The following is a 25,485-nucleotide window of genomic DNA, read 5'->3' on the forward strand; positions in this document are numbered from 1 at the left end:
GGGGATCTCTCCCGGCCTTTCGGGCGCGAGAGGAGGGACGGTCTTGAACAGCGCCGTGCCACCGGCGGAAAGCCGCCGACGAAGCACCGGCCACGATGGCGTCACGCGTCGCTCCCAAGGGTCCCGGGCGCCCGGGCCGGCGGCTTCGGACCCGCCGTCAGGCGCCGACGGCGCCGAGTTCGCGAACCGCTTCCGCGAAAGCGTCACCGCGCTTGTTGTAGTTGGCGAACATATCCATGGAGGCGCAGGCCGGTGCCAGCAGCACCGTGTCGCCCGCCTGAGCGAGCCCCCGCGCCTCCCGAACCGCCGCGAGCATCGCCCCAGTGTCGGTCCGGTCGAGGTCGACGACGGGTACTTCCGGCGCGTGTCGCGCGAGCGCTTCCCGGATGAGGCCCCGGTCGGCGCCGATCAGCACCGCACCCCGCAGTCGCTTTGCCGACTTGGCGACCAGTTCGTCGAAGGTCGCGCCCTTGGCGAGGCCGCCCGCGATCCACACGATCGACTCGTAGGCGGCCAAAGAGGCTTCCGCCGCATGGGTGTTGGTGGCCTTGGAGTCGTCGATGTACGCGACCCCGTCCACGTCGGCGACGTGCGCGATGCGGTGGGCATCCGGCCGGAAGGCCCGCAGACCGTCCCGTACGGCCGCGGGGGGCACCCCGAAGGCGCGTGCCAGGGCCGCCGCCGCAAGCGCGTTGGCGATGTTGTGCGGGGCGGGCGGATTGACGTCCGACACCTCCGCGAGTTCCTGGGCGTTCTTCTGTCGGTTGTCGACAAAGGCGCGGTCGACCAGGATGCCGTCCACGACGCCGAGTTGGGACGGCCCGGGCGCGGCGAGAGTGAACCCGATCGCCCGGCAGCCCTCCTCGACGTCCGCCTCACGCACCAGTTCCTCGGTGGCCTTGTCGGCCACGTTGTAGACGCAGGCGACCCGATTGCCTTCGTAGATACGGCCCTTGTCGGCGGCGTACGCCTCCATGGAGCCGTGCCAGTCGAGGTGGTCGGGTGCCAGGTTCAGTACGGCGGCGGAGTGGGCGCGCAGGGAGGGCGCCCAGTGCAGCTGGTAGCTCGACAGCTCCACCGCGAGGACGTCGTACGTCTCCTCGCCGAGGACCGCGTCGAGGAGCGAGACCCCGATGTTGCCGACGGCCGCCGTACGTAGCCCTGCCGCCGCCAGGATGGAGGCGAGCATCTGGACGGTGGTGGTCTTGCCGTTGGTGCCGGTGACGGCGAGCCAGGGGGCTGGTTCCCGGCCGTCCAGACCCCTGAGCCGCCAGGCCAGCTCCACGTCGCCCCAGACCGGGACGCCAGCCTCGGCGGCCGCGGCGAACAGCGGCTTGTCCGGCTTCCAGCCGGGCGCGGTGACGATGAGGTCGGTGCCTTCCGGCAGGGTGGCGCCGTCACCGAGGCGCACGGTGATGCCGAGCGCCTCCAGGTCCGCGGCCTGGTCCCGGGAGCGCTCGTCGTCGCCGTCGTTGACGACCGTGACGACCGCGCCGAGACCGTGCAGCACACGGGCCGCCGGGATCCCGGAGACGCCGAGCCCCGCGACGGTGACGTTCCTGCCCTGCCAGTTGGTCACTTCTTGGCTGCCCATCCTGCGTAGAAGAGGCCGAGACCGACGATCACGCACATGCCCTGGATGATCCAGAAGCGGACCACGACAAGGACTTCGGACCACCCCTTGAGTTCGAAGTGGTGCTGGAGTGGGGCCATTCGGAAGACACGTTTCCCGGTCATCTTGAAGGAGCCGACCTGGATGACCACCGACATGGTGATGAGGACGAAGAGGCCGCCGAGCAGGGCGACCAGGATCTCCGTGCGGGAGCAGATCGCCAGACCGGCGAGCGCGCCGCCGAGGGCCAGCGAACCGGTGTCGCCCATGAAGATCTTGGCCGGCGAGGTGTTCCACCACAGGAAGCCGAAGCAGGCACCCATGAGCGCCGAGGCGACGACCGCGAGGTCCAGTGGATCCCGTACCTCGTAACAGGCGGCCGGGTTGGTGAGCGTCTGCGCGTTGGCGCAGGACTCCTGGAACTGCCAGACACCGATGAACGTGTACGCGCCGAACACCATCGTCGCGGCCCCGGTGGCGAGGCCGTCCAGACCGTCCGTCAGGTTCACGCCGTTGGACATGGCCAGGATCATGAACAGCGCCCAGACCACGAACAGCACGGGGCCGATGGACCAGCCGAAGTCCTGGACGAAGGAGAGCTTCGTGGAGGCCGGGGTGTTGCCGCGGTTGTCGGCGAACTGCAGGGCCAGGACCGCGAAGGCGATACCGACGGTCAGCTGTCCGGCCATCTTCGCCTTGGCCCGCAGGCCGAGCGAACGCCGCTTGACGATCTTGATGTAGTCGTCCAGGAAGCCGACCAGGCCCATGCCCCCCATCAGGCCGAGCACCAGCAGACCCGAGAAGGTCGGCGGGTAGCCCGTGATCACCTTGGACATGAAGTACGCGATGATCGTCGCCAGGATGAAGGCGATACCACCCATGGTCGGCGTACCGCGCTTGGCGTGGTGCTCGCGCGGGCCGTCGTCACGGATGTACTGACCGTAGCCCTTGCGGGCCAGCAGCTTGATCAGCAGCGGAGTGCCGATCAGGGTCAGGAACAGACCAATGACTCCTGCGAACAGGATCTGCTTCATCATCGGGCGGCAACCTCACCCTCTACGCCGCTGTCGAGCAGCGCGAGCGCCACCCGTTCGAGCCCGACCGACCGGGACGCCTTCACGAGCACGACGTCCCCCGGGCGCAGTTCACTGCGCAACAGGTCGACAGCCGCCTGTGCGTCGGACACGTGCACCGACTCCTCACCCCACGAACCCTCGTTATATGCGCCCAGTTGGAGCCAGGACGCTTCCCTGCCCCCGACCGCGACGAGCTTGCTGACGTTGAGTCGGACGGCGAGCCGCCCGACCGCGTCGTGCTCGGCGAGCGCCTCGTCCCCGAGCTCGGCCATCTGACCGAGCACCGCCCACGTACGACGCCCTCTGCCCATGGCCACGAGCGCGCGCAGGGCGGCTCGCATGGACTCGGGGTTCGCGTTGTAGGCGTCGTTGACGACCGTCACGCCGTCCGGGCGCTCGGTGACCTCCATCCGCCAGCGGGAGAGGGAGCCCGCCTCGGAGAGCGCAACTGCGATCTCGTCTGCGGACAAGCCCAGCTCATGGGCGACGGCGGCCGCGGCGAGCGCGTTCGACACGTGATGCTCACCGTACAGGCGCATGGTCACGTCACTGCACCCGGAGGGTGTGCGAAGGCTGAAGGAAGGCTGTCCGCTCTCCGTGAGACGGACGTTCTCGGCGCGTACGTCCGCTTCGTCGGACTCTCCGAAGAGGATCACGCGCGCCTTCGTACGGGATGCCATGGCCCGTACGAGGGGATCGTCGGCGTTGAGGATCGCCGCACCGTCCTCGGGAAGGCCCTCGACCAACTCGCCCTTCGCCTGCGCGATCTGCTCGCGGCCGCCGAACTCGCCGATGTGGGCGGTGCCGACGTTGAGGACGAGGCCGATCTTCGGGGGGGTGAGCCCGGTCAGGTACCGGATGTGGCCGATGCCCCGGGCGCCCATCTCCAGGACCAGGAACCTGGTCTCCTCGGTGGCGCTGAGCGCGGTGAGCGGCAGCCCGATCTCGTTGTTGAGCGAGCCCGGCGTGAAGACCGTCGGCGCCTTGCTGCGCAGTACCTGCGCGATGAGATCCTTGGTGCTGGTCTTGCCCGCCGAACCGGTCAGCGCCACGAGGGTCGCGCCGAGCCGTTCGACGACATGGCGCGCGAGGGCGCCCAGCGCCGTCTGGACGTCCGCCACGACGATCGCGGGGACGCCGACGGGCCGGGAGGCCAGCACGGCCACCGCGCCCGCGTCGACGACCGCCTGGGCGAAGTCGTGGCCGTCCACGCGTTCGCCGACGAAGGCGACGAAGAGGCTGCCGGGCTCCACCTCACGGGAGTCCCTGACGACGGGTCCGGTGACCTGTACCGCCGGATCCGGTATGTCGTACGTCTGCCCGCCGACGACTGCTGCGATCTCGGCGAGGGAGAGGGCGATCACAAGTTCATCCCTGAGTCTTCTGGATAGCTTCGCGAAGCACCTGGCGGTCGTCGAAGGGACGCACCACCCCGGCGATGTCCTGGCCCTGCTCGTGGCCCTTCCCCGCGACCAGCACGGTGTCGCCCGGCTGGGCGGCGGCGACGGCGGCGGCGATGGCGGCGGCCCGGTCCTCGAAGACCTGGACCTCGCCGCGCTCGTGCGCCGGCACCTCGGCGGCCCCCGCGAGCATCGTGGCGAGGATCGCGAGCGGGTCCTCGGAGCGGGGGTTGTCGGAGGTCAGTACGGCGGTGTCGGCGAGCCGGGCGACGGCGGCGCCCATGGGTTTGCGCTTGGTCTTGTCGCGGTCGCCGCCGCAGCCGAGCACCACGTGCAGCTGACCTGTCGTCACCTTGCGCAGTGCGCGCAGGACCGATTCGACGGCGTCCGTCTTGTGCGCGTAGTCGACCACCGCCAGATAGGGCTGGCCCGCGTCCACCCGCTCCAGGCGGCCCGGTACGCCCGGCACCGCCGCGATGCCGTCGGCGGCGGTCTGCGGGTCGAGCCCGGCCTCGGCGAGGGAGACGAGCGCGGCGAGCGTGTTCGCCACGTTGAAGGTGCCCGCGAGCGGCGACCTCGCGGTGATCCGCTCCCCCTTGGGGCCGACGGCGGTGAACGTCGAGTCCATGGGGCCGAGTTCGACGTCCTCGGCGCGCCAGTCGGCGTCGGGGTGGCCCTCGGCGGAGAAGGTGACGACCGGGACGGTGGCCTCCTTGACCAGTCGGCGCCCGTACTCGTCGTCGAGGTTGACCACGCCCAGCCTGCTGCGTTCCGGTGTGAACAGCTGGGCCTTGGCCTGGAAGTAGTCCTCCATGCCGGAGTGGAACTCCATGTGCTCCGGGCTGAGGTTGTTGAAGACGGCGATGTCGAAGACACAGGCGTCGACCCGGCCGAGGACCAGCGCGTGGCTGGAAACCTCCATGGCGACCGCCTCGACACCGCGTTCCCGCATCACCGCGAACAGCGCCTGGAGGTCGGTGGCTTCGGGCGTCGTGCGCTCCGACTTGATCCGCTCGTCGCCGATCCGCATCTCGACGGTGCCGATCAGGCCGGTGCTGTGGACCGTCCTCAGACCGCCTTCGACGAGATAGGCCGTGGTGGTCTTGCCGGAGGTGCCGGTGATGCCGATCTGCAGCAGGTCGGGCCCGGGATGGCCGTAGATGGTGGCCGCCAGCTCGCCCATCTGCCCGCGCGGGTCATCGACGACGAGGACCGGCAGCCCGGTGGCCGTGGCGCGTTCGGCGCCCGTCGGGTCGGTCAGCACGGCGACGGCGCCGAGGCCGGCCGCCTGCGTCACGAAGTCGGCGCCGTGCAGGCGGGCGCCCGGCAGCGCGGCGTACAGGTCACCGGGGCGCACGGCGCGGGAGTCATGGGTGATGCCCGTGACCTCCACGGCGGCGCCCTGTGGCTTCTTGGCACCCAGCTGATCGGCGAGTTCCTCCAGGGGTGTGGCGGAGATCTGCACCGGTCGCGGCGGCCCCGGATATGTCACAGGGACGCCCTTCTGGGTGGTTTGGGACTGATCAGGGTCTGGCACGGCGGTGAGCGTACCGGGCGCACCCCCGCCGGAGCGAAGTGAGGGCGTGGACGGGGTGTGCGGCGGGATGTGCGGCACGGCGTGGTTCCCGGGATCGGGGGTGATCGTTGTCACGGGCGGTTCCTGGCTGTTTCCGTGCTGATCAGGGCGTGAAGGTCACGGGGAGATTCGCGGCCTTGGCCCCGGTGGGCGGTACCTGAAGCGTCTTCAGGGCGAACTCCATCACCTCCTTGTAGATGGGCCCACAGATCTGGCCGCCGAAGTAGCTGCCCTTGGTGGCGTTCTGGATCGCGCAGTACACCGTGATGCGCGGGTTGTCGGCGGGCGCGAAGCCGGCGAACGACGAGGTGTACCCGTTGTACTTGCCGGTGGCCGGATCCACGCGGTTGGCCGTACCCGTCTTGCCCGCGACCCGGTAGCCGGGAATGCGCGCCTTGGTGCCGGTGCCCTGCTCGTCGTCCACGACGGACTCCAGCATCTGGGCGAGGGTCTTCGCCGTCTTCGCGCTGACGACCCTTGTCTTCTCGGGCTCGGGGGCGGGTGTGAAGCGGCCGTCGGCACCCTTCGTACCGCGCACGAGAGTCGGTTCGATGCGTACGCCGCCGTTGGCGATCGTCGAGTAGACGGAGGCCGCCTGCAGTGCGCTGAGCGACACTCCCTGGCCGAAAGGAATCGTGTACTGCTGTGAGGTCGACCAGTCCTCGGGGGGCGCGAGAATGCCCTTCGTCTCGCCGGGGAAGCCCAGACCGGTGGCGCCGCCGATGCCGAACTTGCGCAGATACGAGTAGAGGACCTTGTTGGCTTCCTGCTGTGTCTTGCCGAGCTGACCGGCCGCCAGGATGGTGCCGATGTTGCTGGACTTGGCGAGCACGCCGTTGAGCGTCAGGTACCAGGTCGGGTGGTCGATGTCGTCCTGGAAGAGCCGGTCGCCGCGCTGCAGCCGGTTGGGCACGATGACGTGCGTCTCGGGTGTGGCGACGTTCTCCTCCAGCACGGCGGCCATCGACATGACCTTGGCGGTGGAACCGGGCTCGTACGCGTCCTGGACGGCCGCGTTGCCCAGCGCCGTAGGGTCGGCCTGGGATAGGTCGTTCGGGTCGAAGCCCGGCGAGTTGGCCATGGCGAGAACCTCGCCGGTCTGCGTGTCCTGCACTATCACGTACCCGCTGTCCGCCTTGGACTCCTTCACCTGCTCGGTGATGGCGTTCTGCGCGGCCCACTGGATGTCACGGTCGATGGTCAGCTCGAAGTCGGAGCCGGCCACGGCGGGCGTCTCGGTGGAGCCCACGGTGGGGACCTGGAGGCCGCCGGACTGGGCGTAGCGGATCTCGCCGTCCTTGCCCGCCAGTTCCTTGTTCAGCTCCTGTTCGAGCCCGCCGCCGCCCTTTCCGTCGGCGTTGACCCAGCCCAGTATCCCGGCGGCGAGATCTCCGTTCGGGTACACGCGCTTGCTGGCGGGGACCGCGACGATGCCCGCGAGAACGTTGACGGTGCTCGAGTCCGTCTCTGCCTTGGCCGCGAGGGTGTTCCTCAGGTCCTTGATCTGCGTCCAGACCTGAGGGGTCTGGCGGTTGGCGAGCAGGGTGTAGCGCGTGTTCTTCGTCTTCAGCTTCTCGGTGACCCTCTCCACGTCCTGGCCGAGGATCGGTGCGAGCAGCGCGGCGGCCTGCTCGGGCGCGTCCGTGATCTTCGTGGCCCCCTTGGTGAACAACGTGGGGTCGGCCGTGATGTCGTACGCGTCCACGCTGGTCGCCAGCTCGACGCCGTTGCGGTCGGTGATCCCACCTCGCTCGGCGGCCAGCGTGCGCCCGACGTACCGGTTCTGCTCGGCCTTGGCGACATACGTGCTCGCGTCCACGGCCTGCACCTGGAGCAGTCGTACGACGAAGGCGATCATCACGAGCGTCAGCGCGAGGCTGACCATACGGAGCCGGGGGCGAGGGCTGCCGAGCCGGAGGACACGGGGGCCGGTGGGCCTCGCCGCGCTCGGGCGGCGCGCGGGGCGGGCGCCGGGTCCCGGACGCCGCCGGCCTTCGGGACGTACAGGCCTGGCGGGGCCGGGCACTCGGCGACGCGGCGGTTCCCTGTCGGACACTTCCGTCACCTGCCGGGTGTTGTGGGGGGCTGCGCGGACGGGGTGGCCGTCGACGACTGCACGGAGCCGGCGGCCGTCGGCGGAGTCGGGACGGGAGGCACGGGAGGCGCGGTGAGAGCCGGGGACGCGCTCGGGGTCGTCAGCGCGGTCGGAATCAGGGGCGCGGTCGACATCAGGGGCGCGGTGGGAGTCGGGCTCGGCGTGGAGGCAAGGACTTCCGGCGGGCGCACCACCGGATTGCGTGCCGAGGACTGCTGGGCGGCCGGGCCGGGGACGCCCTTGACGGTGCCGTCCGGGTTGAGGAACGCGGGGTCGCCGCCGGGGACCATGCCCAGCTCGCGGGCTCGGCGCTGGAGTGCGTCGGGGGCGGCGTAGGCGTCCACGTCCCGCTGGAGCGCCTGCTCCTCGTCGGTGAGGCTCTTGGTGTCCTTCTGCAGGTCGTCGAGCTGGAACGAGCCCGCGCTGAGCGCGGAGTTCAGCACGAGGAGGCCGATGAGACCGCCGCCGAGCAGCAGCACGACCAGGAGAACGAAGGGGGTACGGGCGGCTGTCCCGGAACCGGCCGGGAGAAGCCGGGCGAGCCGAGCCGCTCGCCCTCTCAGTTCGGGTTTCCTACTCACACACCCTCCCTGCCGGTTCGGTTCTGCAGCTCACGAGCGCTTCGCGAGTTCGAAACTCCGACCCACGTCGCCTCGCGAGTCGGAATCCCTGACTCGCTCCGCTCCGTGGGTTCGGACGTCCCACTCGGGCACCGACCAGGCGTCCCGATACCCAATCCGCGCGCTCCCGCGCGTTTGGACGCCGCACCGAGACGCGGACCGCGAGCCGGGACATCCCACCCCAACGACCCCGCGAGTTCGGGTTTCCGACTCACTCGTCCTCCCTCTCCGCGCGCGTCACTCGGCTTCCTCGCGGATGCGCTGTGCCCCCCGCAGCCGGGCGGGAGCCGCTCGCCGGTTTTCGGCGATCTCTTCCTCGGTGGGAAGTTCGGCACCGCGGGTGAGCAGCTTGAGCCGGGGCTGGTAGCGCTCGGGCACGACCGGCAGGCCGGGCGGCGCCGTGTTGGCGGCGCCGGCCGCGAACACCTGCTTGACCAGCCGGTCTTCCAGCGAGTGGTACGACAGGACGGCGATCCGGCCGCCGACCGCGAGCGTCTTGACGGCCGCGGGGATCGCCCTCTCCAGAACACTGAGTTCGCCGTTGACCTCGATACGCAGCGCCTGGAAGGTGCGCTTGGCGGGATTGCCGCCGGTGCGCTTCGCGGCCTGGGGAAGCGAGTCGCGGATCAGCTCGACGAGCCGTGCGCTGTTACTGAAGGGATCCTTCGCGCGTTCGCGGACGACCGCCGACACGATCCGCTTGGCCTGCTTCTCCTCGCCGTACGCCCGCAGGATCCGTACCAGTTCGCCCGGCGGATAGGTGTTGAGCACCTCGGCCGCGCTCATGCCCGTCGTCTGGTCCATGCGCATGTCGAGCGGAGCGTCCTGCGCGTACGCGAACCCGCGGTCCGCCTCGTCGAGTTGCATGGAGGAGACACCGAGGTCGAACAGAACGCCCTGGACGCGCGGGACGCCCAAGCGGTCGAGTACGTCGGGGAGTTCGTCATAGACGGCGTGCACGAGGGTCGCGCGGTCCCCGAAGGGAGCGAGCCGCTCTCCGGAGAGGCGCAGCGCCTCCTTGTCGCGGTCCAGGGCCACCAGGCGGGCTTCGGGGAACTGCGTGAGGAGCGCTTCGCTGTGTCCGCCGAGCCCCAGCGTGCAGTCGACGACGACGGCTCCGGGCCCGGCGATGGCCGGGGCGAGCATGTCCAGGCACCGCTGGAGCATCACCGGGACGTGTCGACTCTCGCTCAAGGGGCCCTCTCAGATACACGCGGCCGTACGCACCGCCAGGTCCCCGCCCGCTCGAGAAGGGGAGGCCCGCCGGCGCCGGGAGAGTGGCGTCAGCCGACCGGGAGCGGGAGGAGGCCGAGCCGTACGTACGCGCCGCGCTCGTACGGAAACGCCGGAAAATCGCCGGGTCTCCAGGGAAAACAGTCCAGCAGGGAGAGCCTCGCCTCCCGCTTCGCGTCACTTTAGTCCACGGTGTCTCGCGGTCAATCAACCGGCATGCGCGTCGTGAGTCCCGCTCCCGGAGAAGCCGTACATCGGGAAGAACAACCCGTCCGGGCGAGCCGACACCGCCCGTGTGGGTTACCTCACAACGAGCCACGATCACGTTCATTGTCCCTTCTCCCGGCAGGACCGCTTCCTGCGCGCCAAGTACCGTCGTAGGTATGACGACCTCCGCTTCCGTTCCCACCGAGCCCGAAGGCGCCATAGCCGGCGACGGCCCCACCGTGACCGACCGCCTCGTCGACGCGAACCAGCAGTACGCCGCCGCCTTCACCGATCCCGGGATGGACGCCCGTCCCGTTCTGCACGTCGCTGTGGTCGCGTGCATGGACGCGCGGCTCGACCTGCACGCCGCGCTCGGTCTGGAGCTGGGCGACTGCCACACCATCCGCAACGCGGGCGGAGTCGTCACCGACGACGTGATCCGCTCCCTCACGATCAGCCAGCGGGCGCTCGGCACCCGCAGCATCGTCCTCATCCACCACACCGGCTGCGGCCTGGAGTCGCTCACCGAGGACTTCCGGCACGACCTGGAGATGGAGGTCGGCCAGCGCCCCGCTTGGGCTGTGGAGGCCTTCCGGGACGTCGAACAGGACGTGCGGCAGTCGATGCAGCGGGTGCGCACCTCGCCGTTCCTGCTGCACACCGACGACGTACGCGGCTTCGTCTTCGACGTCACGACGGGTCTGCTGCGCGAGATCGACCCCGTCTGACGCCTCCACCGGGCCCCACGACGGTGGTCCGAAACCCTTGTGGGAACCTCTCTTCACCAAAAAATCACGAGCGTTCGAGGCCCAAAAGACCGCAAGGCGGACATATAGCGGCCAGTTATCCACAGGCGGATGACACGAACCGGTAACGGCAACAAGAATGCGGGTGTGGCGTCACGCGGAACTGTTCCCGCGTGGTGTCCGTGTTTCGAGGTGGGCCGGTCCGCACAGGGCGTCGGCCCGCGAAAGGGCCGAGGAGGGCCGGGTGACGACCTATGACGATCGAGCGAGCCTTACAGATCTGACCGCCACTGTGGAGCGTGTCCGCAGTTCGGTGGAAGGAGTGATCGAAGGCAAGCCTGAGGTCGTACGGCTTTCGCTGACCGTGCTGCTCGCCGAGGGTCATCTTCTGATCGAGGATGTTCCGGGCGTCGGCAAGACCATGCTCGCGAAGGCGCTGGCGCGGTCCATCGACTGCTCGGTGCGGCGTATCCAGTTCACGCCCGACCTGCTGCCCTCGGACATCACGGGTGTGTCCATCTGGGACCAGCAGCGCCGGGACTTCGAGTTCAAGCCGGGCGCGATCTTCGCGCAGATCGTGATCGGCGACGAGATCAACCGCGCCTCGCCCAAGACACAGTCCGCTCTCCTGGAGTCGATGGAGGAGCGCCAGGTCACCATCGACGGGACCACCTACCAACTGCCCAGCCCCTTCATGGTGGTGGCCACGCAGAACCCCGTCGAGATGGAGGGCACCTACCCGCTGCCGGAGGCCCAGCGCGACCGTTTCATGGCCCGTGTCTCCATCGGCTATCCCAGCGCGGAGGCCGAGTTGCAGATGCTGGACATCCACGGCGGGGTCAGCCCGCTGGACGACCTCCAGCCGGTGGCGCACGCCCACGAGATCGTGAAGCTGATCGACGCGGTCCGCACGGTCCACGTCGCCGACGCCGTGCGGCGGTACGCGGTGGAGCTGGTCGGGGCCACCCGCACGCACCCCGACCTCAGACTCGGCGCCTCCCCGCGTGCCACCTTGCATCTGCTGCGCGCGGCAAAGGCGTCCGCCGCACTGAGCGACCGGGACTACGCGCTGCCGGACGACGTCCAGGCACTCGCCGTGGCGGTTCTGGCCCATCGTCTGCTGCCCACGGCACAGGCACAGTTGAACCGCCGTACGGCCGAGCAGGTCGTCCAGGAGATCCTGCAGCTCACCCCCGTCCCGGCCGCACCCCAGCAGCAGGCCGGCTTCACGGTGGGCCGAGGTACGACCGCCTACGGCCAGCAGCCACCGCGGAGGCTTGGATGACGCAAGGAGGGACGGGGTACGCCGCCGAGGAGGACAAGGGCGGGCTGCGCACAGCGCTCGCCGGGCTCACCACACGGGGGCGCTCCTTCCTGGCCGCCGGAATCGCGGCCGCGATCTGCGCCTACGTCCTGGGGCAGAGCGATCTGCTCCGGGTCGGCCTGCTGCTTTCGGTCCTCCCCCTGGTGTGCGCGACCATGCTGTACCGCACCCGTTACCGGGTCTCGGGCAGCCGCAGACTCGCCCCCGCGCGCGTGCCCGCCGGTTCCGAGGCGCGGGTCCATCTGCGGATGGACAACGTCTCGCGGCTGCCCACGGGACTGCTGATGCTCCAGGACCAGGTGCCGTACGTACTCGGTCCGCGGCCCCGGTTCGTCCTGGACCGGGTGGAGGCGGCCGGCCGCCGCGAGGTGTCCTACCGGGTGCGCTCGGACCTGCGCGGTCAATATCCGCTGGGCCCGCTGCAACTACGGCTCACGGACCCCTTCGGAATGTGCGAGCTGACCCGTTCCTTCTCGACGTACGACACCCTGACGGTCATCCCGCGCGTGGAGTCGCTGCCGCCGGTGCGGCTGACCGGTGAGGCGAAGGGATATGGCGACGGGCGGCAGCGCTCGCTGGCGCTGGCGGGCGAGGACGACATCATCCCGCGCGGCTATCGCTACGGCGACGATCTGCGCCGGGTCCACTGGCGCCTGACCGCGCGCTACGGCGAGTTGATGGTCCGGCGCGAGGAACAGCCGCGGAGCTCCCGCTGCACGGTGTTGCTCGACACCCGGGGCATCGCCTTCGAGGGCGTGGGCCCGGACTCGGCCTTCGAGTGGGCCGTCTCGGGCACGGCGTCGGCACTGATGCACATGCTCGAACGGGGCTTTTCGGTACGACTGTTGACCGACATCGGCATTTCGGTTCCTGGCTTGGGCGCCGACGGATTCGCCGGCGCGAGCCATGAGTCGGCGGACGCGGCCGGGCTGATGATGGACACGCTCGCCGTCGTCGACCACTCGGACGGCACGGGTCTGTCCCGTGCGTACGACGTCCTGCGCGGCGGGAACCAAGGACTGCTGATTGCCTTCCTCGGCGAGCTGGACGAGGAACAGGCCACGGTGCTCGCCAAGATGCGCCAGCACAGCGGCCGGGCCGTCGCTTTTCTGCTGGACAGCGAGGCATGGATGCGGGAACCGGCAGATGCCCCCGGGCCGTTGGACAAGAGCGAGGATCAACTGCGCATGCTGCGCGAGGCGGGCTGGACAGCTGTGAAGGTGCCGCGGGGTGCGGGGATCGCCGACCTGTGGCGTGAGGCCGACCGGCAGCGCACGGGCGTCGCGTCGACGGGAAGTACGTCAGGGGGTGGTGCTCCGTGAGCGGAAGTGCGCGTCTGGCGCTGTGTGCGACGGCGGCCACGATCATGGCCGCATGTGCTCTGCTGCCGCTGGTCGACCCGGCGACCTGGCTCTTCCAGGCGGCGTTTCTGCTGGCCGTGCAGTCCGGTGCGGGCGCGCTGACCAGGCGGGTTCCGCTGGCCAGGCCGCTGACCGTGGCGGTGCAGGCGGTGGTGACGCTGCTGCTGCTGACGCTGGTGTTCGCCCGGCAGCAGGCCTTCCTCGGGATCATCCCGGGGCCCGAGGCCTTCAACCAGTTCGGGGTGCTGCTGCAGTCGGGCGCGGACGATGTCGGACGGTTCGCCATTCCGGCGCCGCTGTCCGACGGCATCCGGCTGATGCTGGTCGGCGGTGTCCTGTTGATCGGGCTGGCGGTGGACGCGCTCGCCGTGACGTTCCGCAGTGCGGCTCCCGCCGGCCTCCCGCTGCTCGCGCTGTACTCGGTCGCCGCGGGGCTGTCCGGCGGCGGTGCCGCCTGGCTGTGGTTCCTGCTCGCTGCCGTCGGCTACCTGACGCTGCTGCTGGCCGAGGGCCGCGACCGGCTCTCGCAGTGGGGCCGCGTCTTCGGCGGGGCGTCCCGCGCACCGGGCCCCGAGTCCTCGGACGGCCCCGTCACGCCCGTCCGCACCGGGCGGCGTATCGGCGCGGTCGCGCTGGGCGTCGCCCTGGTGGTGCCACTCGCCCTGCCCTCGCTCGACGGCGGCCTGCTGGACGGCTTGGCGACGGGCGGGGGCTCCGAAGGCGGCGGCACGATCTCCGCGGTGAACCCGCTGGTCTCGCTCCACGACAGTCTGAATGTGGACGAGGACCGCGAGGTCTTGTCGTACCGCACCAACACCGACGACACCCAGGACATGTATCTGCGGATCGTCTCCCTGGACGACTTCGACGGGACGGCCTGGAAGCCGGCCCAGCGGCACGTCCTCGATGTGCCGGAGACGTTCCCGGCGCCGACCGGGCTCGGGAGCGATGTCCGCCAGACCTCGATCCAGACCCGCGTCTCGGCAGCCGACTGGTACGCGCAGGACTGGCTCCCGATGCCCTACCCGGCCAGCCAGGTGGACATCCAGGGCAGTTGGCGGTACGAGCCGGTGGGGCGCACGCTCGTCGGGGACCACGGCCAGAACACGCGAGGTGTGCAGTACGAGGTCACGAGCCTGCTCGTGCAGCCGACCGCGGAACAGCTGGCGAACGCGCCGGAGCCGGATCCGGCCCTGAAGCGCGAGTTCACCGAGGTGCCGGATTCGCTGCCGTCGGTGGTGGCCGACACCGCGCGCGAGGTCACCGCGGGATCGGCCAATCACTACGAGCAGGCGGTCAAGCTCCAGGACTACTTCGCCGTGAGCGGGGGGTTCACGTACGACACAGAGGTACAGGTCGGCAGCGGTTCTGCCGCGATCGCGCGCTTCCTGAAGGACAAGGAGGGCTTCTGCGTCCACTTCTCCTTCGCGATGGCCGCGATGGCCCGCACGCTGGGGATACCGGCTCGCGTCGCGGTGGGCTTCACGCCTGGTTCCGCGCAGCCCGACGGTTCGATGACGGTGGGGTTGCGGGACGCGCACGCTTGGCCCGAGTTGTACTTCGAAGGGGTGGGCTGGACCCGCTTCGAGCCGACTCCGAACCGGGGCTCGGTACCGGAGTACACCCAGCCGGAGACGTCCGGCACCGATGTGCCGACCGCACCGCGGCCGACGACTTCCGCGTCCTCGGAGCCCGCCGCCTCGGCGTCGGCCACCGAGAGCTGCTCCGCACAGGAGAGGAAGCTCGAGGCCTGCCCGAGCGAATCCGCGCCGGCGGCGGTGGGCTCCGAAGACGAGGGCATACCGTGGCTGCAGATCCTGGGGCTGGCACTGGCCGGGCTCCTGGTGCTGGGCGTGCCCTTGCTGCCGATGCTCTGGCGCCTGCGGATACGGGGCCTGCGGCTCGGCGGGCACGGACGCACCGAGGCGGATGTGGCGGTGTACACGCTGGGTGCCTGGCTGGAAGTGACCGATACGGCGTGGGACTACGGGATCGAGCCGGACGACTCGCAGACGCCTCGCAAAGCCGCCGAGCGGATCGTTCGTCTCGGGCTCCTCGAACCGACGGCGGCGGAGGCGGTGCACCGGTTGGCTGCGGCCGTGGAGCAGATGCTCTACGCCCCGCGTCCCCTTCCCACGGCGGGCCTCGCCGAGGACGCCCGTCAGATCGCGGACGCCTTCCGCACCTCGGCGAGCCGTTCGGCCCGACTCCGCGCACTCTTCGCTCCTCGCTCGGCCATCCGGGTGGCCTGGGCGGCCTCCGCCCACTGGGCGGCCCTGTCCGCCCGCCTCGCGGCCCGGCGAGAGACCTTGCTGCGGCGCCCTTCGGGACAGAACGGCTGACCCGTCCCTGCTCGGTGTGCGGCCCTCGCCCTGACCGGGGTGGGGGCCGCACGGCTGTCCGCACTGAGACGGGGGGTAGGGGGTGGTACAAGCGCCCCGGCGCTCACGGGGGTGACGCCCTTATGGGACGGACGTGGCGCCCGGAACGCACGCCCGCAGCCACGACATGACTGCCATCACTCACCGTTTCAGGGCGTGCGTGAGGGGGTGTCCACCTGACTGGTGGACACCCCCTCACGGAATGTCTGTAGCTGCGGCGCTCGGAGGGGCTACTGGCCCTGTTCGTCGCGGCGGCGCTGCCAACGCTGTTCGATGCGGTCCATCAGGGAGCGGCGCTGTCGGCCTTGACCGCGTGCGGCCGGCGCGCCGCCTGGCACGGTCGGCTGCTCGCCCGGTTTGGGGGCCTTGCGCCAACCGGTGACGGCGAGCACCGCGCAGCCCAGCATGACGAGAAAACCCACCACGCTCAGCCAGATCTGCACCGTGACCATTCCGGCCATGAGGAGCGCGATACCCACCAGGAAGCCCGCGACCGCCTGGTACACCCGTCGCCGGGTGTACGTACGCAGCCCGCTTCCCTCAAGCGCTGTCGCGAACTTGGGATCTTCGGCGTACAGCGCTCGCTCCATCTGCTCGAGCATTCGCTGCTCGTGCTCCGAGAGCGGCACGGAGTCCTCCTCATCGTGCAGTCGCCGGGGCGACCGGGGGTCCCCTTCAGGATAGGCAGGGAATCGCCCCCGTGAAACCCGCCCCTCTACGCCAATTCGCCGACCGGAAGCCGCCATGACACCCGGATCCACTGAGGCGTACATTCCCCAGGAACCGGCCTCTCATGCCGAACGGTCTCCCTCGATCATACGGCGCCGAGCGCCGGATCGGGGGGCCTGTGGCGTACTCCATCTGCACTCAAGCCCCTGATCAGCGCTGCACCTCAGCAGGCTGCTCAGCCCTCACCGGCCCCCGGTGCCTCACCGAGCACGTGAAGCTGCGTCGCCACGGAGTGGAACGCGGCGAGTTCGGCCGCTGCAGCCTCCAGTTTGAGCAGCGCTTCCAGGGCGCCGGGCTCGGTGTCCACGAGGACGCCGGGGACCAGGTCGGCGAAGACCCGTACGCCGTGTACGGCGGCGACGTTCAGGCCCGCGCCCTCGACCAGGGCGGTGAGCTGTTCGGCGGTGAAGCGGTGGGGTACGGGATCACCCTCGCCCCAGCGTCCGTCCGGGTCATGGAGCGCCTGCCTGGCCTCCGTGAAGTGCCCGGCGAGGGCCCGGGCCAGCACGGCTCCGCCGAGGCCGGCGGCAAGGAGGCTGAGGACGCCTTCGGGGCGCAGCGCGTCCACCACGTTGCGGACGCCCTGGGCCGGGTCGTCCACGTACTCCAGGACCCCGTGGCACAGCACCGCGTCGTAGCCACCGCGCTCGACGACGTCGAAGAGGCCGTGCGCGTCGCCCTGGACGCCGCGCACCCGGTCGGCGACCGAGGCCTCGGCGGTGCGGCGCTCCAATGCGAAGAGCGCGTTCGGGCTGGGGTCCACGACGGTGACTCGGTGGCCGAGGCGGGCCACCGGTACCGCGAAGTTGCCGCTGCCGCCCCCGGTGTCGAGGACGTCCAGGGACTCCCGGCCGGTGGCTTTGACCCGCCGGTCCAGGGCGTCCTTGAGGACCTCCCAGACCACGGCGGTACGGAGAGAGGCGCGGGGGCGCATCGGGTCCGGCACGGCAGTTGACTCCTCGGCGCGGCACCGCCTCTTGCTCGGCGGAGCGATCGGGGGGCCTCCCGGTGCCCTTTCGGGTCGGCAGGCTTCAGGCACTTCCACCCTAGTGGGCGGCGAAGCGATCATCGCCGATCGGCTCCCGAGCCACGAACCCGTGGGCAGACCGTGGGGCTCACCGAAGGGAACGGCGGTCCGCGGCCTGCCTTCCGGTCAGCCCGCGTCCGGGACTTGGTGGTCTCCTTCCTGCCTGGGTTGGGGCAGCACGGGCTGCAGTACCAGCATCCGCTCGACGAGGCGCAGGAACATCGCCACGTCGCGTATCAGATCGTCGGCGTCGCGGCTGCGCGCCGCGCCCTGTATGCCCGCCTCGGCACGGGCACGGCGGGTCGCTCCGGAGGCGAACAGCGCGCTCCACTCGGCGAGTTCGGGCGCGATTTCGGGGAGCACTTCCCAGGCGCTCCGGATGCGTGCCCTGCGTCGGGGGGTGGGTTCGGGGCGTCCGCGCGCGGCCAGGACGGCGGCGGCGGTGCGCAGGGCGGCCAAGTGCGCGGTCGCATAGCGCTCGTTGGGCGCTTCGAGGGCGGTCGCCTCGTCGAGTCCGGCGTGGGCCTGGGCGAGCAGTTCGAGGGCGGCGGGTGGGGCCGTGGCCCGGCGGAGCACGGGGTGCACGTCGCTCGCCGGGCCGGTCAGTGAGGGGGCAGGGCCGGTGGCGCGGCGCCGGTGGGAGGCGGCTGCGGATGAGTTGGCCATGACGAACCTCCTGTCGTCTGTGTGACGGCTCTGTGGCCGTATGTGCCCATCGTGAGGTATCCCACTGACAATGCGTCCTGACCTGCGCTTTTGCTTCGATCGACAGTTCGAGATACTTTTTGCACTGACCAGTCAGTACAAAAAGAGTCGGCCCGTCGGTCGGCTCGAAGAGGGGGAGCTGTGGGCGAGCAGCGCGGAGTCGCCGTCAGTGCCGAGGGGTTCGGGCTCAAAGGGCCGCGCGGCTGGGCGTTCCGGGACGTGAGGATCGGGGCCGGACCCGGGTCGCTGATCGCGGTGGTGGGGCCGTCCGGTTCCGGCCGGACCTGTCTGCTGCTGGCGCTCGCCGGGCGGATGAAGTCCAGCGAGGGGCAGGCCACGGTCGGCCCCTTCCGGCTGCCCGGGGAGATGTCCGCCGTGCGCCGGATCAGCGCGCCGGCTCATGTCCCGGGCGTCACCGATCTGGACCCGGCTCTGACCGTAGGCGAGCACCTGCTGGAACGGGCGCTGCTGCAACGGCGGTTCGGAGGATCTCTGCGGGGGCTGCTGCGACCGCGTGCCGAGCGTGCGAACGAGGCGAAGCTGCGGATCGACACCGCTCTGGCCGCCGCGGGGCTCGACCGGGAGACGCTGCCCAAGGGCTCCCGGACGTCCGTACGCGATCTGGAGCGCTTGGAGGCGCTGCGGCTGTCCGTCGCGCTGGCCCTCGTCGGCCGTCCGCGCCTGCTCGCCGTCGACGATCTCGACCTCAAGCTGTCGGATGCCGAACGGGCCGATGCCTGGGCCCTGTTGAGGTCGCTCGCCGAGTCCGGGACCACGGTCGTCGCGGTGTGCCACGAGGCTCCGGAGGACGCCGTCATCGTATCCACCGGGCCCAAGGACGTACCCGAAGCGGCAGCCGAGCGACAGCCCGACCACAAGACCCCCGAGAACGACCAGAACGCCCAGAGCACCGCGACCACCGCGACCACCGCGACCACCGCGACCACCGCGACCACCGGAAACGACAACAAGGAGACGGCCGATGCGTTCGCCGAGACTGGCCTCGCTTGAGCTCCGGCGCTTCGGCAGGGGCAAGCTTCCGCGGGCCGCGCTGGTCGCGCTCCTGCTGTTGCCCCTGCTCTACGGCGCCCTCTACCTGTGGTCGTTCTGGGACCCGTACGGCCGTCTTGACCGCATCCCCGTGGCGCTCGTGAACGACGACAAGGGGGCGACCGCCGCGGGCAAGAAGCTGACGGCGGGCGACGACATCACCAAGGGGCTGCGCGACAGTGACACGTTCGAGTGGCACGAGGTGGGCGCGGCCGAGGCCCGGGAGGGCGTCGAGGACGGCACGTACTACCTGTCATTGACGATGCCGAGCGACTTCAGCGAGCGGATCGCCTCCAGTTCCGGGGATTCGCCGGAGACGGGCGCGCTCCAGGTGCGTACGAACGACGCGAACAACTACATCGTCGGGCAGATCTCCCGGACGGTGTTCAGCGAGGTGCGCACGGCCGCGTCCACGAAGGCCTCCCGGTCGTTCCTCGACAAGATCTTCGTCTCCTTCTCGGACATCCACGGCGAGACCGAGAAGGCCGCCAAGGGGGCCGACAAACTGGAGAGCGGGATCGGCACGGCGGAGAAGGGGGCCGAGGATCTCGCGGACGGTCTGAAGGACGCCAAGGCGGGCAGCGGGAAGCTCTCCTCGGGCCTGAAGAAGCTCAACACGGGCGCGGGCGACCTGGAGGACGGCTCGCGGCAGGTCGCGGACGGTACGCAGGCCCTGGCCGACAAGGTCAACGGGGTCGCGGATGACGTGGGCCCTTTCGTGAAGGACAACGAGAAGTCGATCGGTGACACGGCCCAGCTGGTCGCCGACGCCGCCTCCGGGATCCGCGCCGACCTCGGCACCCTGGTGGAGACGGCCCCGGCCGCGGCCAAGGGTGCCCACACGGCCTCCGCCACCCTGGACACCGTCTACCAGGCACGCTGCGAGACCCTGCCGGTGCCGGACGCCGCATGCCCCGACCTGAAGAAGGCCGAGCAGGCGGCCGCGGACGTGGCCGCCGTCGCCGACGACGTCAACACGCTGATCGAGGACCAGGACGGCGATCTCGACAAACTGGACAAGAACCTGGCCACGCTCCAGAAGCAGGCCCAGGCGCTCGCCGACCGCTCGCCGAACCTCTCCGAGGACCTCACCGACGCCGTCTCCAGGATCAATGAGCTGAACGAGGGCGCAGAGAAGGTCGCCGACGGAGCGAAGTCGCTGCACTCGGGGCTCGGCACGGCCAAGACCGGTGCGGCGGACCTCGACACGGGTGTCGGGAAGCTGAAGACGGGCGCGAGCGACCTGGACGCCGGCCTGTACAAGCTCGTCGACGGCTCAGGGACGCTCGCCGACGGACTGCACGACGGCGCCGGCCAGATCCCCGACTACGACGAACAGGACCGGGACCAGCGGACCGAGGTCATGGCGGACCCGGTGCAGCTAGCCTCGCAGGACCTCCACAAGGCGCCCAACTACGGCACCGGCTTCGCCCCGTACTTCATCCCGCTGTCCCTGTGGGTGGGCGCGATGGTGGCGTACATGCTGATCCAGCCGCTCAACCGGCGCGCGCTCGCGGCGGGCGGCTCGGCCTGGCGCATCGCGCTGGCGGGCTGGCTGCCGGTGGCCGCTCTGGGGGTGCTGCAGACGGCGGCCCTGATGTCCGTGCTGCACTGGGCGATCGGCCTGGAAATGACCCACGCGGCCGGGACGGTGGGCTTCCTGTTCCTGGTGACGGCGTGCTTCGCGGCGATCGTGCAGTGGCTGAACGCACGCTTCGGAGCGGCCGGCCGGATCCTCGTCCTCGCCTTCCTGATGCTCCAGCTGACATCGGCGGGCGGCACCTACCCCGTCCAGACCAGTCCGGGCTTCTTCAACGCGATCCACCCCTTCCTGCCGATGAGCTACGTGGTCGAGGCCCTCAGAAGGCTCATCACAGGGGGCGGCCTCGGGCCGGTCTGGCAGGCGTGCGCCGTGCTCGCGGCCTTCACCCTGGGCGCCCTGGCTCTCACCGCCCTGTCCGCACACCGTAAGCAGGTCTGGACCCTCGACCGGCTGCACCCGGAGCTGAGCCTGTGACCGCGCGCGGGGGCGTTGCTGTGACAATCAGGGCCATGGAAAGCAGCAACACCACGGCGGCCGGCGGCAGCCGCCGCGAGGCGACCCGCCAGAAGCTCTACGAGGCGGCCGTCACCCTCATAGCCGAACAGGGCTTCTCCGCCACCACGGTGGACGAGATCGCCGAGCGCGCCGGGGTCGCGAAGGGCACGGTCTACTACAACTTCGCGAGCAAGTCCGTCCTCTTCGAAGAGCTGCTGCGACACGGCGTCGGCCTGCTCACCGCCTCCCTGCGGGAGGCGGCCGAGAAGACCGCCAGGGACGGCGGCAGCAAGGTCGACGCACTGGACGCGATGATCCGGGCCGGGCTCGTCTTCATCGACCGCTATCCGGCCTTCACCCAGCTCTACGTGGCGGAGCTGTGGCGCACCAACCGGGCCTGGCAGTCCACGCTCATGGTCGTCCGGCAGCAGGCGGTCGCGGTCGTCGAGGGCGTCCTGCGCGATGCCGTGGCGAACGGCGAACTCAGCGACGAGATCGACATCCCGCTGACCGCTGCCGCGCTGGTCGGCATGGTCCTGGTGGCCGCCCTGGACTGGCAGGCCTTCCAGCCCGAGCGCTCCCTGGACGACGTCCACGCGGCCCTCTCGCGGCTGCTCCAGGGCCGTGTGAGCGGCAACGGCTGACCTACCGCGTAACCAGCACACACGAAAGCGCCGGTCCGAGGTGGCCGCGTCCCCCGCGGGCCACTCGAACCGGCGCTTCGCCGTGCTCCCCCGAACTCCCCCTGTTTCCCCCGTTGGACCCCGGCCGGTCAGCGCCGGGTCCCCCGTTGCCTCACTCCCGCCGACGAATCGGCGGAAGGAGCGGACAAGGACGCGAGAACCGTTCCGCCGCCCCGTGTCGGCGGTACCGGAGCCGCGCCCCTTTCCGTGTCTCCACTCTGTCGTTCACGCAGGTCGGGCCCATCCGCGCGCGTACTCATCTCACCCACTAGGTACGCGTACTCAGCCCTGCGCTCTCAAGCCCAGGACGCTCGGCTGCCCACTGGTTACGATCGCCTCCGTGTCCGTACTCCCTCTGGTCTTCACCAGCGGCTGGGCCAGCGGCATCAACGCGTACGCGGTGGTGCTGCTCCTCGGCGTCTTCGGCGCGACCGGCCTGAGCGACGACGTCCCGGAGGCCCTTCAGCGCCCTGAGATCCTCGTCACAGCCGGCGTTCTTTTCCTCTGTGAGGCGGTCGCCGACAAGATCCCGTACGTGGATTCCGTGTGGGACTCCGTGCACACGGTGATCCGGCCCGTGTCGGGCGCGGTGGTCGGCGCGCTGCTCGCCGGACAGAGCGGTTCGCTTCCCGATCTGGCGGCGGGCGCGATCGGCGGTTCGACCGCGCTGGCGAGCCACACCGTCAAGGCCGGGACACGGATGGCGATCAACACCTCGCCGGAGCCGTTCAGCAACGTCCTCATGAGCACCGCCGAGGATCTCGGAGTCGCGGGGATCCTCACCTTCGCGATGTTCCACCCCGAAGCCGCGGCGGTCATCGCGGCTGTCCTGCTGCTCGCCGGGCTCGTGGTGCTCTTCTTCCTGGTCTCGCGGATCAGACGGTTCCGGCGCCGCAGGGCCCAGCGCCGGGAGGAGAAAAGGCTGGCGGCGGGGGTGGGCCGATCGCCCGACTGACCGCAGGGCGGGGGTTGTCAGTGGCGGCCGATAAGGTCCCTGGCATGGCACGAATTGCGGTGATGGGCGCCGGGATGGGCGCGATGGCGGCAGCCGCCCGGCTGGCCGTCGCGGGCCACCGGGTGGTGGTGTACGAGCGCACGGCGACGTACGGCGGTGCGGTGCGCCGTGTCGAGCGCGACGGTTTCGCCTTCGACACGGGCCCGGGGCTGCTGCCGCTGCCGGCGGTCTATCGCGACCTGTTCCTCAAGACGGGCAGGGAGCCGCTGGAGGCGTGCGTCGAGCTCGTCCAGGTGGACCCGTCGTCACGCCATGTCTTCGCGGACGGCACGGACGCCTCGTTGCCGAACGCGTCCCGCGCGGGCGTCGTCAGCGCACTGACCGGGGCGCTCGGCGCGGGCGCGGGCGACCGGTGGGGCGACTTCCTGGTGCGGGCACGCGAGGCGTGGGACCGCACGCGCAGGCCGCTCCTGGAGGAGCCGCTGTGGCCCAACTGGCAGGTGCTCGCCGAGCGCGAGCCCTACCCCGCGGTGCCGCACAAGCGGCTGCTGCGCACCCGCCGGGCCGCCACTCTCGCCGAGGTAGGCGCCTGGGAGCTGCGCGACCCGCGCCTGAGTGCCCTCCTGGAGAGCCACGCCCTCGCGTACGGGCTGGACCCTCGCGTCGCCCCGGCGAGCGCAGCCGTGCTGCCGTACATGGAGCACGCCTTCGGCACCTGGTATGTGCGCGGCGGGATGAGGGAGTTGGCGCGCGCGGTGTACGAGCGGTGCCTGGCACGGAAGGTCGAGTTCGTCTTCGGCGCCGAGGTCACGGGGGTCGTCGAGAAGGACGGCCGGGCCGCGGGGGTCGAGCTGCGGGACGGGACCGTCGCCGAGGCGGACACGGTCGTCGGCAGCGGGCCCTGGCGGCTGAGCGGCCTGAGTCGCCCCGAGCTGTACGCGGGGGACGGTGTGCAGCCGCACCCGGAAACCCGCTTCGCAGGCAAGGTCGTGGTCTGTCTCGCGCTGCGCGGCGCGCGCGAGCAGGGCGCCGCGCACCGCACGGTCGTCCACACCACCGACCGGGAGGCGGAACTCGACCTCTTCGGACTCGGTGCCCCGCCCGCGCGGCCGACCGTATGGGTCGAGCGACCGAACGACCCACGGCTGCGCCCCGATGACGCGCACGAGTCGGTGGTGCTCACGTCGACGGTGCCGTCCCAGGCCCTTCACGACTGGACGGCGGCCGGGGCCGCCGACACTTTCGCGGACCGAATGACCGCCGCCGCCGAGCGGGCCGTTCCGGGGCTGCGTGACCGGGTGCTGTGGCGCGAGGTGCGCACTCCCGTGCACACGGAGGAGGAGACCGGCGCGCAGGGCGGCGGGATACCGGCACCCTCACTGTCGGGCGCGGCGGGGACCCGGCTGCACCCCGCCAACAGCACTCGCCTGCCGGGCCTGTTCGCGGTCGGCGGCTGGGCCCACCCGGGCGGCGGCCTGCCCCATGCGGGCATGTCGGGCGCGCTGGTGGCGGGACTGATCGTGGAAGGACCGGAGTTCCGGGGCTCGCAGTGATCCCGGCACGCTGACGCAGAGAAGGGCCCGTACCAACACCGGCGCGGGCCGCACTCAGTACCGTGCCGCTCCTCCCGTACCGGTGCTGCCCCTCAGTACCCGTGCCGCCCTCAGTACCGGTACTGCTGCTCGTCGTACCCGGTGCCGTTGTTGCCGTTGTTGTTGCCGTTGTTGTTCTCCTGGTACGGATACGGCTGTTCCGGCGGGAGTTCGCCGCCGTACTCGTCGGTGCGCTGCTGCGGCACCCAGACTCCACCGGGCGGGGTGCCGTCACCGTACGTACCGGCGGCGTACTGGTCCTGACCGTAGCCCTGCTGCCCGTACTGCTGCTGCTCGCCGCCACCGTAGGTGGTGTTGTCGTACGAGGCACCGCTGTACGTCTGCGTGCCGATGTACGGGTCGGAGTAGGCGGCGTACTGCTGCTGGCCGTTGCTGTCGTAGCCGTACTGCTGCTGGTCGTAGCCGGAGTAGCCGTCGTACGCATAGGCCTGCTGGTCCTGGCCCTGGGCCGCGGACGCGTAGGACTGATCGGCCGCTGCCGCATACGCGTTGGCGTCGTACACGCCGTAGGAGCCGGTGTCGTCGGGCAGGGGCTGCGGCTCGTACACGGCAGTGGTCTCGGCGGCGCCGGGCTCACCCGCACCCGGCGGCATGAAGCGGTCGGACTGCGCGGGTGAGAAGACGTTGTCCTCGCCCGCGAACTCGTCCTCCTGCGGAAATGCCGTGGCGTCTGCCGCTTCGAGGTCGGTGACCTCCAGCGTCGGGTCCTGGTGCTCAGGCTCACCACGGCGGCGTTTGCTCTTGCCCTTGGCCTTGTCGGCGCCCTGGCGGTTTCCGACGGCCCAGCCCTCCGCGAACCCGCGGCGGAACGACAACGTCACATACGTCTGGCCGACCGCGAACGCCGCAGCGCCCAGGCCGATGACCACGACGGAGGGGATCAGCACGCCGAAGACCACGCCGAGGAAGCCGGCGAAGGCGAGCAACCGGTAACGCAGCCGCGCCTTGTACTGCAGCAGAACCTCGCCGAGCAGCCAGAGCGCGACGACGCCGAAAGCGATATAGAGGACCGTCCAGCCCATGTACGCCCCTCTCCCAGTGGCCGCTACGCAGT

General features: G+C 70.5%; 20 protein-coding genes. 9 read left to right on the top strand and 11 right to left on the bottom strand.

From position 1 onward, the window contains the following. Positions 1-157: 157 nt before the first annotated feature. The 7 genes from murD to rsmH form a co-directional block, all read right to left on the bottom strand. Positions 158-1,594, bottom strand: a complete 1,437-nt coding sequence (gene murD, locus ACFYPC_RS18675) for a UDP-N-acetylmuramoyl-L-alanine--D-glutamate ligase (RefSeq protein ID WP_388677127.1) — start codon at positions 1,592-1,594, stop codon at positions 158-160. After that, the gene (mraY, locus tag ACFYPC_RS18680; protein WP_388677130.1) at positions 1,576-2,649 is read right to left on the bottom strand and encodes a phospho-N-acetylmuramoyl-pentapeptide-transferase; all 1,074 of its coding nucleotides are present in this window, start codon (positions 2,647-2,649) and stop codon (positions 1,576-1,578) included. Before mraY ends, murD begins: the two co-directional genes overlap by 19 nt. Further along, positions 2,646-4,052, bottom strand: coding sequence for a UDP-N-acetylmuramoyl-tripeptide--D-alanyl-D-alanine ligase (gene murF / locus ACFYPC_RS18685; RefSeq protein ID WP_388677132.1), 1,407 nt, complete (start codon positions 4,050-4,052; stop codon positions 2,646-2,648). Before murF ends, mraY begins: the two co-directional genes overlap by 4 nt. A gap of 4 nt (positions 4,053-4,056) precedes the next feature. Further along, a complete protein-coding gene (locus tag ACFYPC_RS18690; RefSeq protein WP_388677308.1) occupies positions 4,057-5,580 on the bottom strand; it encodes a UDP-N-acetylmuramoyl-L-alanyl-D-glutamate--2,6-diaminopimelate ligase in 1,524 nt (507 codons plus the stop codon). Between the two features lie 187 nt (positions 5,581-5,767). Continuing rightward, a complete protein-coding gene (locus ACFYPC_RS18695; protein WP_388677134.1) occupies positions 5,768-7,720 on the bottom strand; it encodes a peptidoglycan D,D-transpeptidase FtsI family protein in 1,953 nt (650 codons plus the stop codon). 5 nt (positions 7,721-7,725) lie between these two features. Beyond that, positions 7,726-8,340 carry a hypothetical protein gene (locus ACFYPC_RS18700; RefSeq protein ID WP_388677137.1) on the bottom strand — a complete coding sequence of 205 codons (615 nt, stop codon included), beginning with the start codon at positions 8,338-8,340 and terminating at the stop codon, positions 7,726-7,728. Positions 8,341-8,616: 276 nt separating this feature from the next. Then, the gene (rsmH, locus tag ACFYPC_RS18705; RefSeq protein ID WP_388677139.1) at positions 8,617-9,573 is read right to left on the bottom strand and encodes a 16S rRNA (cytosine(1402)-N(4))-methyltransferase RsmH; all 957 of its coding nucleotides are present in this window, start codon (positions 9,571-9,573) and stop codon (positions 8,617-8,619) included. Positions 9,574-9,995: 422 nt separating this feature from the next. Here rsmH and ACFYPC_RS18710 point away from each other — a divergent pair, with 422 nt between their 5' ends. The 4 genes from ACFYPC_RS18710 (at position 9,996) to ACFYPC_RS18725 (ending at position 15,592) form a co-directional block, all read left to right on the top strand. Next, a complete protein-coding gene (locus ACFYPC_RS18710; protein ID WP_388677141.1) occupies positions 9,996-10,547 on the top strand; it encodes a beta-class carbonic anhydrase in 552 nt (183 codons plus the stop codon). Positions 10,548-10,809: 262 nt separating this feature from the next. After that, positions 10,810-11,850 (top strand): AAA family ATPase, encoded by a 1,041-nt coding sequence (locus ACFYPC_RS18715; protein ID WP_388677144.1) that lies wholly within the window; start codon positions 10,810-10,812, stop codon positions 11,848-11,850. Beyond that, positions 11,847-13,211 (top strand): DUF58 domain-containing protein, encoded by a 1,365-nt coding sequence (locus ACFYPC_RS18720; RefSeq protein WP_388677145.1) that lies wholly within the window; start codon positions 11,847-11,849, stop codon positions 13,209-13,211. The genes ACFYPC_RS18715 and ACFYPC_RS18720 overlap by 4 nt, the downstream gene beginning before the upstream one ends. Beyond that, on the top strand, positions 13,208-15,592 hold the full coding sequence (locus ACFYPC_RS18725) for a DUF3488 and DUF4129 domain-containing transglutaminase family protein (protein WP_388677148.1): 2,385 nt from the start codon (positions 13,208-13,210) through the stop codon (positions 15,590-15,592). Before ACFYPC_RS18720 ends, ACFYPC_RS18725 begins: the two co-directional genes overlap by 4 nt. A gap of 269 nt (positions 15,593-15,861) precedes the next feature. Here ACFYPC_RS18725 and ACFYPC_RS18730 read toward each other — a convergent pair whose 3' ends face one another. The 3 genes from ACFYPC_RS18730 to ACFYPC_RS18740 all read right to left on the bottom strand — a co-directional run bounded on the left by ACFYPC_RS18730 (position 15,862) and on the right by ACFYPC_RS18740 (position 18,053). Then, a complete protein-coding gene (locus ACFYPC_RS18730) occupies positions 15,862-16,260 on the bottom strand; it encodes a DUF3040 domain-containing protein (RefSeq protein WP_388677151.1) in 399 nt (132 codons plus the stop codon). Between the two features lie 275 nt (positions 16,261-16,535). Beyond that, positions 16,536-17,306: a methyltransferase gene (locus ACFYPC_RS18735; RefSeq protein ID WP_388677153.1), complete on the bottom strand. Its 771-nt coding sequence runs from the start codon at positions 17,304-17,306 to the stop codon at positions 16,536-16,538. A 207-nt stretch (positions 17,307-17,513) separates the two neighbouring features. Then, a complete protein-coding gene (locus ACFYPC_RS18740) occupies positions 17,514-18,053 on the bottom strand; it encodes an SAV_6107 family HEPN domain-containing protein (protein ID WP_388677155.1) in 540 nt (179 codons plus the stop codon). Between the two features lie 180 nt (positions 18,054-18,233). On the opposite strand from ACFYPC_RS18740, the gene ACFYPC_RS18745 reads away from it, so the two are divergent. From ACFYPC_RS18745 to ACFYPC_RS18765, 5 genes are all read left to right on the top strand, one after another. Next, positions 18,234-19,103 carry an ATP-binding cassette domain-containing protein gene (locus ACFYPC_RS18745; protein ID WP_388677158.1) on the top strand — a complete coding sequence of 290 codons (870 nt, stop codon included), beginning with the start codon at positions 18,234-18,236 and terminating at the stop codon, positions 19,101-19,103. After that, entirely contained in the window at positions 19,075-21,159 is a 2,085-nt protein-coding gene (locus ACFYPC_RS18750; protein ID WP_388677161.1) for a YhgE/Pip family protein, read from the top strand. The genes ACFYPC_RS18745 and ACFYPC_RS18750 overlap by 29 nt, the downstream gene beginning before the upstream one ends. 35 nt (positions 21,160-21,194) lie before the next feature. Further along, on the top strand, positions 21,195-21,824 hold the full coding sequence (locus ACFYPC_RS18755) for a TetR/AcrR family transcriptional regulator (protein WP_388677164.1): 630 nt from the start codon (positions 21,195-21,197) through the stop codon (positions 21,822-21,824). A 379-nt stretch (positions 21,825-22,203) separates the two neighbouring features. Beyond that, positions 22,204-22,818 (top strand): DUF4126 domain-containing protein, encoded by a 615-nt coding sequence (locus tag ACFYPC_RS18760; RefSeq protein ID WP_388677166.1) that lies wholly within the window; start codon positions 22,204-22,206, stop codon positions 22,816-22,818. 44 nt (positions 22,819-22,862) lie between these two features. Next, entirely contained in the window at positions 22,863-24,371 is a 1,509-nt protein-coding gene (locus tag ACFYPC_RS18765; RefSeq protein WP_388677168.1) for a phytoene desaturase family protein, read from the top strand. Positions 24,372-24,481: 110 nt separating this feature from the next. Here the strand turns inward: ACFYPC_RS18765 and ACFYPC_RS18770 are convergent, their stop codons facing one another. After that, positions 24,482-25,453, bottom strand: coding sequence for a hypothetical protein (locus tag ACFYPC_RS18770; protein WP_388677171.1), 972 nt, complete (start codon positions 25,451-25,453; stop codon positions 24,482-24,484). Between the last annotated feature and the right edge of the window lie 32 nt (positions 25,454-25,485).

The organism is Streptomyces sp. NPDC005808 (genome assembly GCF_042871385.1).
Classification (GTDB): Bacteria; Actinomycetota; Actinomycetes; order Streptomycetales; family Streptomycetaceae; genus Streptomyces.

Bases quoted from the DNA above. Each gene is read 5' to 3' on its own strand.
- mraY (WP_388677130.1), bottom strand. From the start codon at position 2,649: ATGATGAAGCAGATCCTGTTCGCAGGAGTCATTGGTCTGTTCCTGACC.
- ACFYPC_RS18755 (WP_388677164.1), top strand. From the start codon at position 21,195: ATGGAAAGCAGCAACACCACGGCGGCCGGCGGCAGCCGCCGCGAGGCG.
- ACFYPC_RS18750 (WP_388677161.1), top strand. From the start codon at position 19,075: ATGCGTTCGCCGAGACTGGCCTCGCTTGAGCTCCGGCGCTTCGGCAGG.
- ACFYPC_RS18710 (WP_388677141.1), top strand. From the start codon at position 9,996: ATGACGACCTCCGCTTCCGTTCCCACCGAGCCCGAAGGCGCCATAGCC.
- ACFYPC_RS18720 (WP_388677145.1), top strand. From the start codon at position 11,847: ATGACGCAAGGAGGGACGGGGTACGCCGCCGAGGAGGACAAGGGCGGG.
- murD (WP_388677127.1), bottom strand. From the start codon at position 1,594: ATGGGCAGCCAAGAAGTGACCAACTGGCAGGGCAGGAACGTCACCGTC.
- ACFYPC_RS18740 (WP_388677155.1), bottom strand. From the start codon at position 18,053: ATGGCCAACTCATCCGCAGCCGCCTCCCACCGGCGCCGCGCCACCGGC.
- ACFYPC_RS18765 (WP_388677168.1), top strand. From the start codon at position 22,863: ATGGCACGAATTGCGGTGATGGGCGCCGGGATGGGCGCGATGGCGGCA.
- ACFYPC_RS18770 (WP_388677171.1), bottom strand. From the start codon at position 25,453: ATGGGCTGGACGGTCCTCTATATCGCTTTCGGCGTCGTCGCGCTCTGG.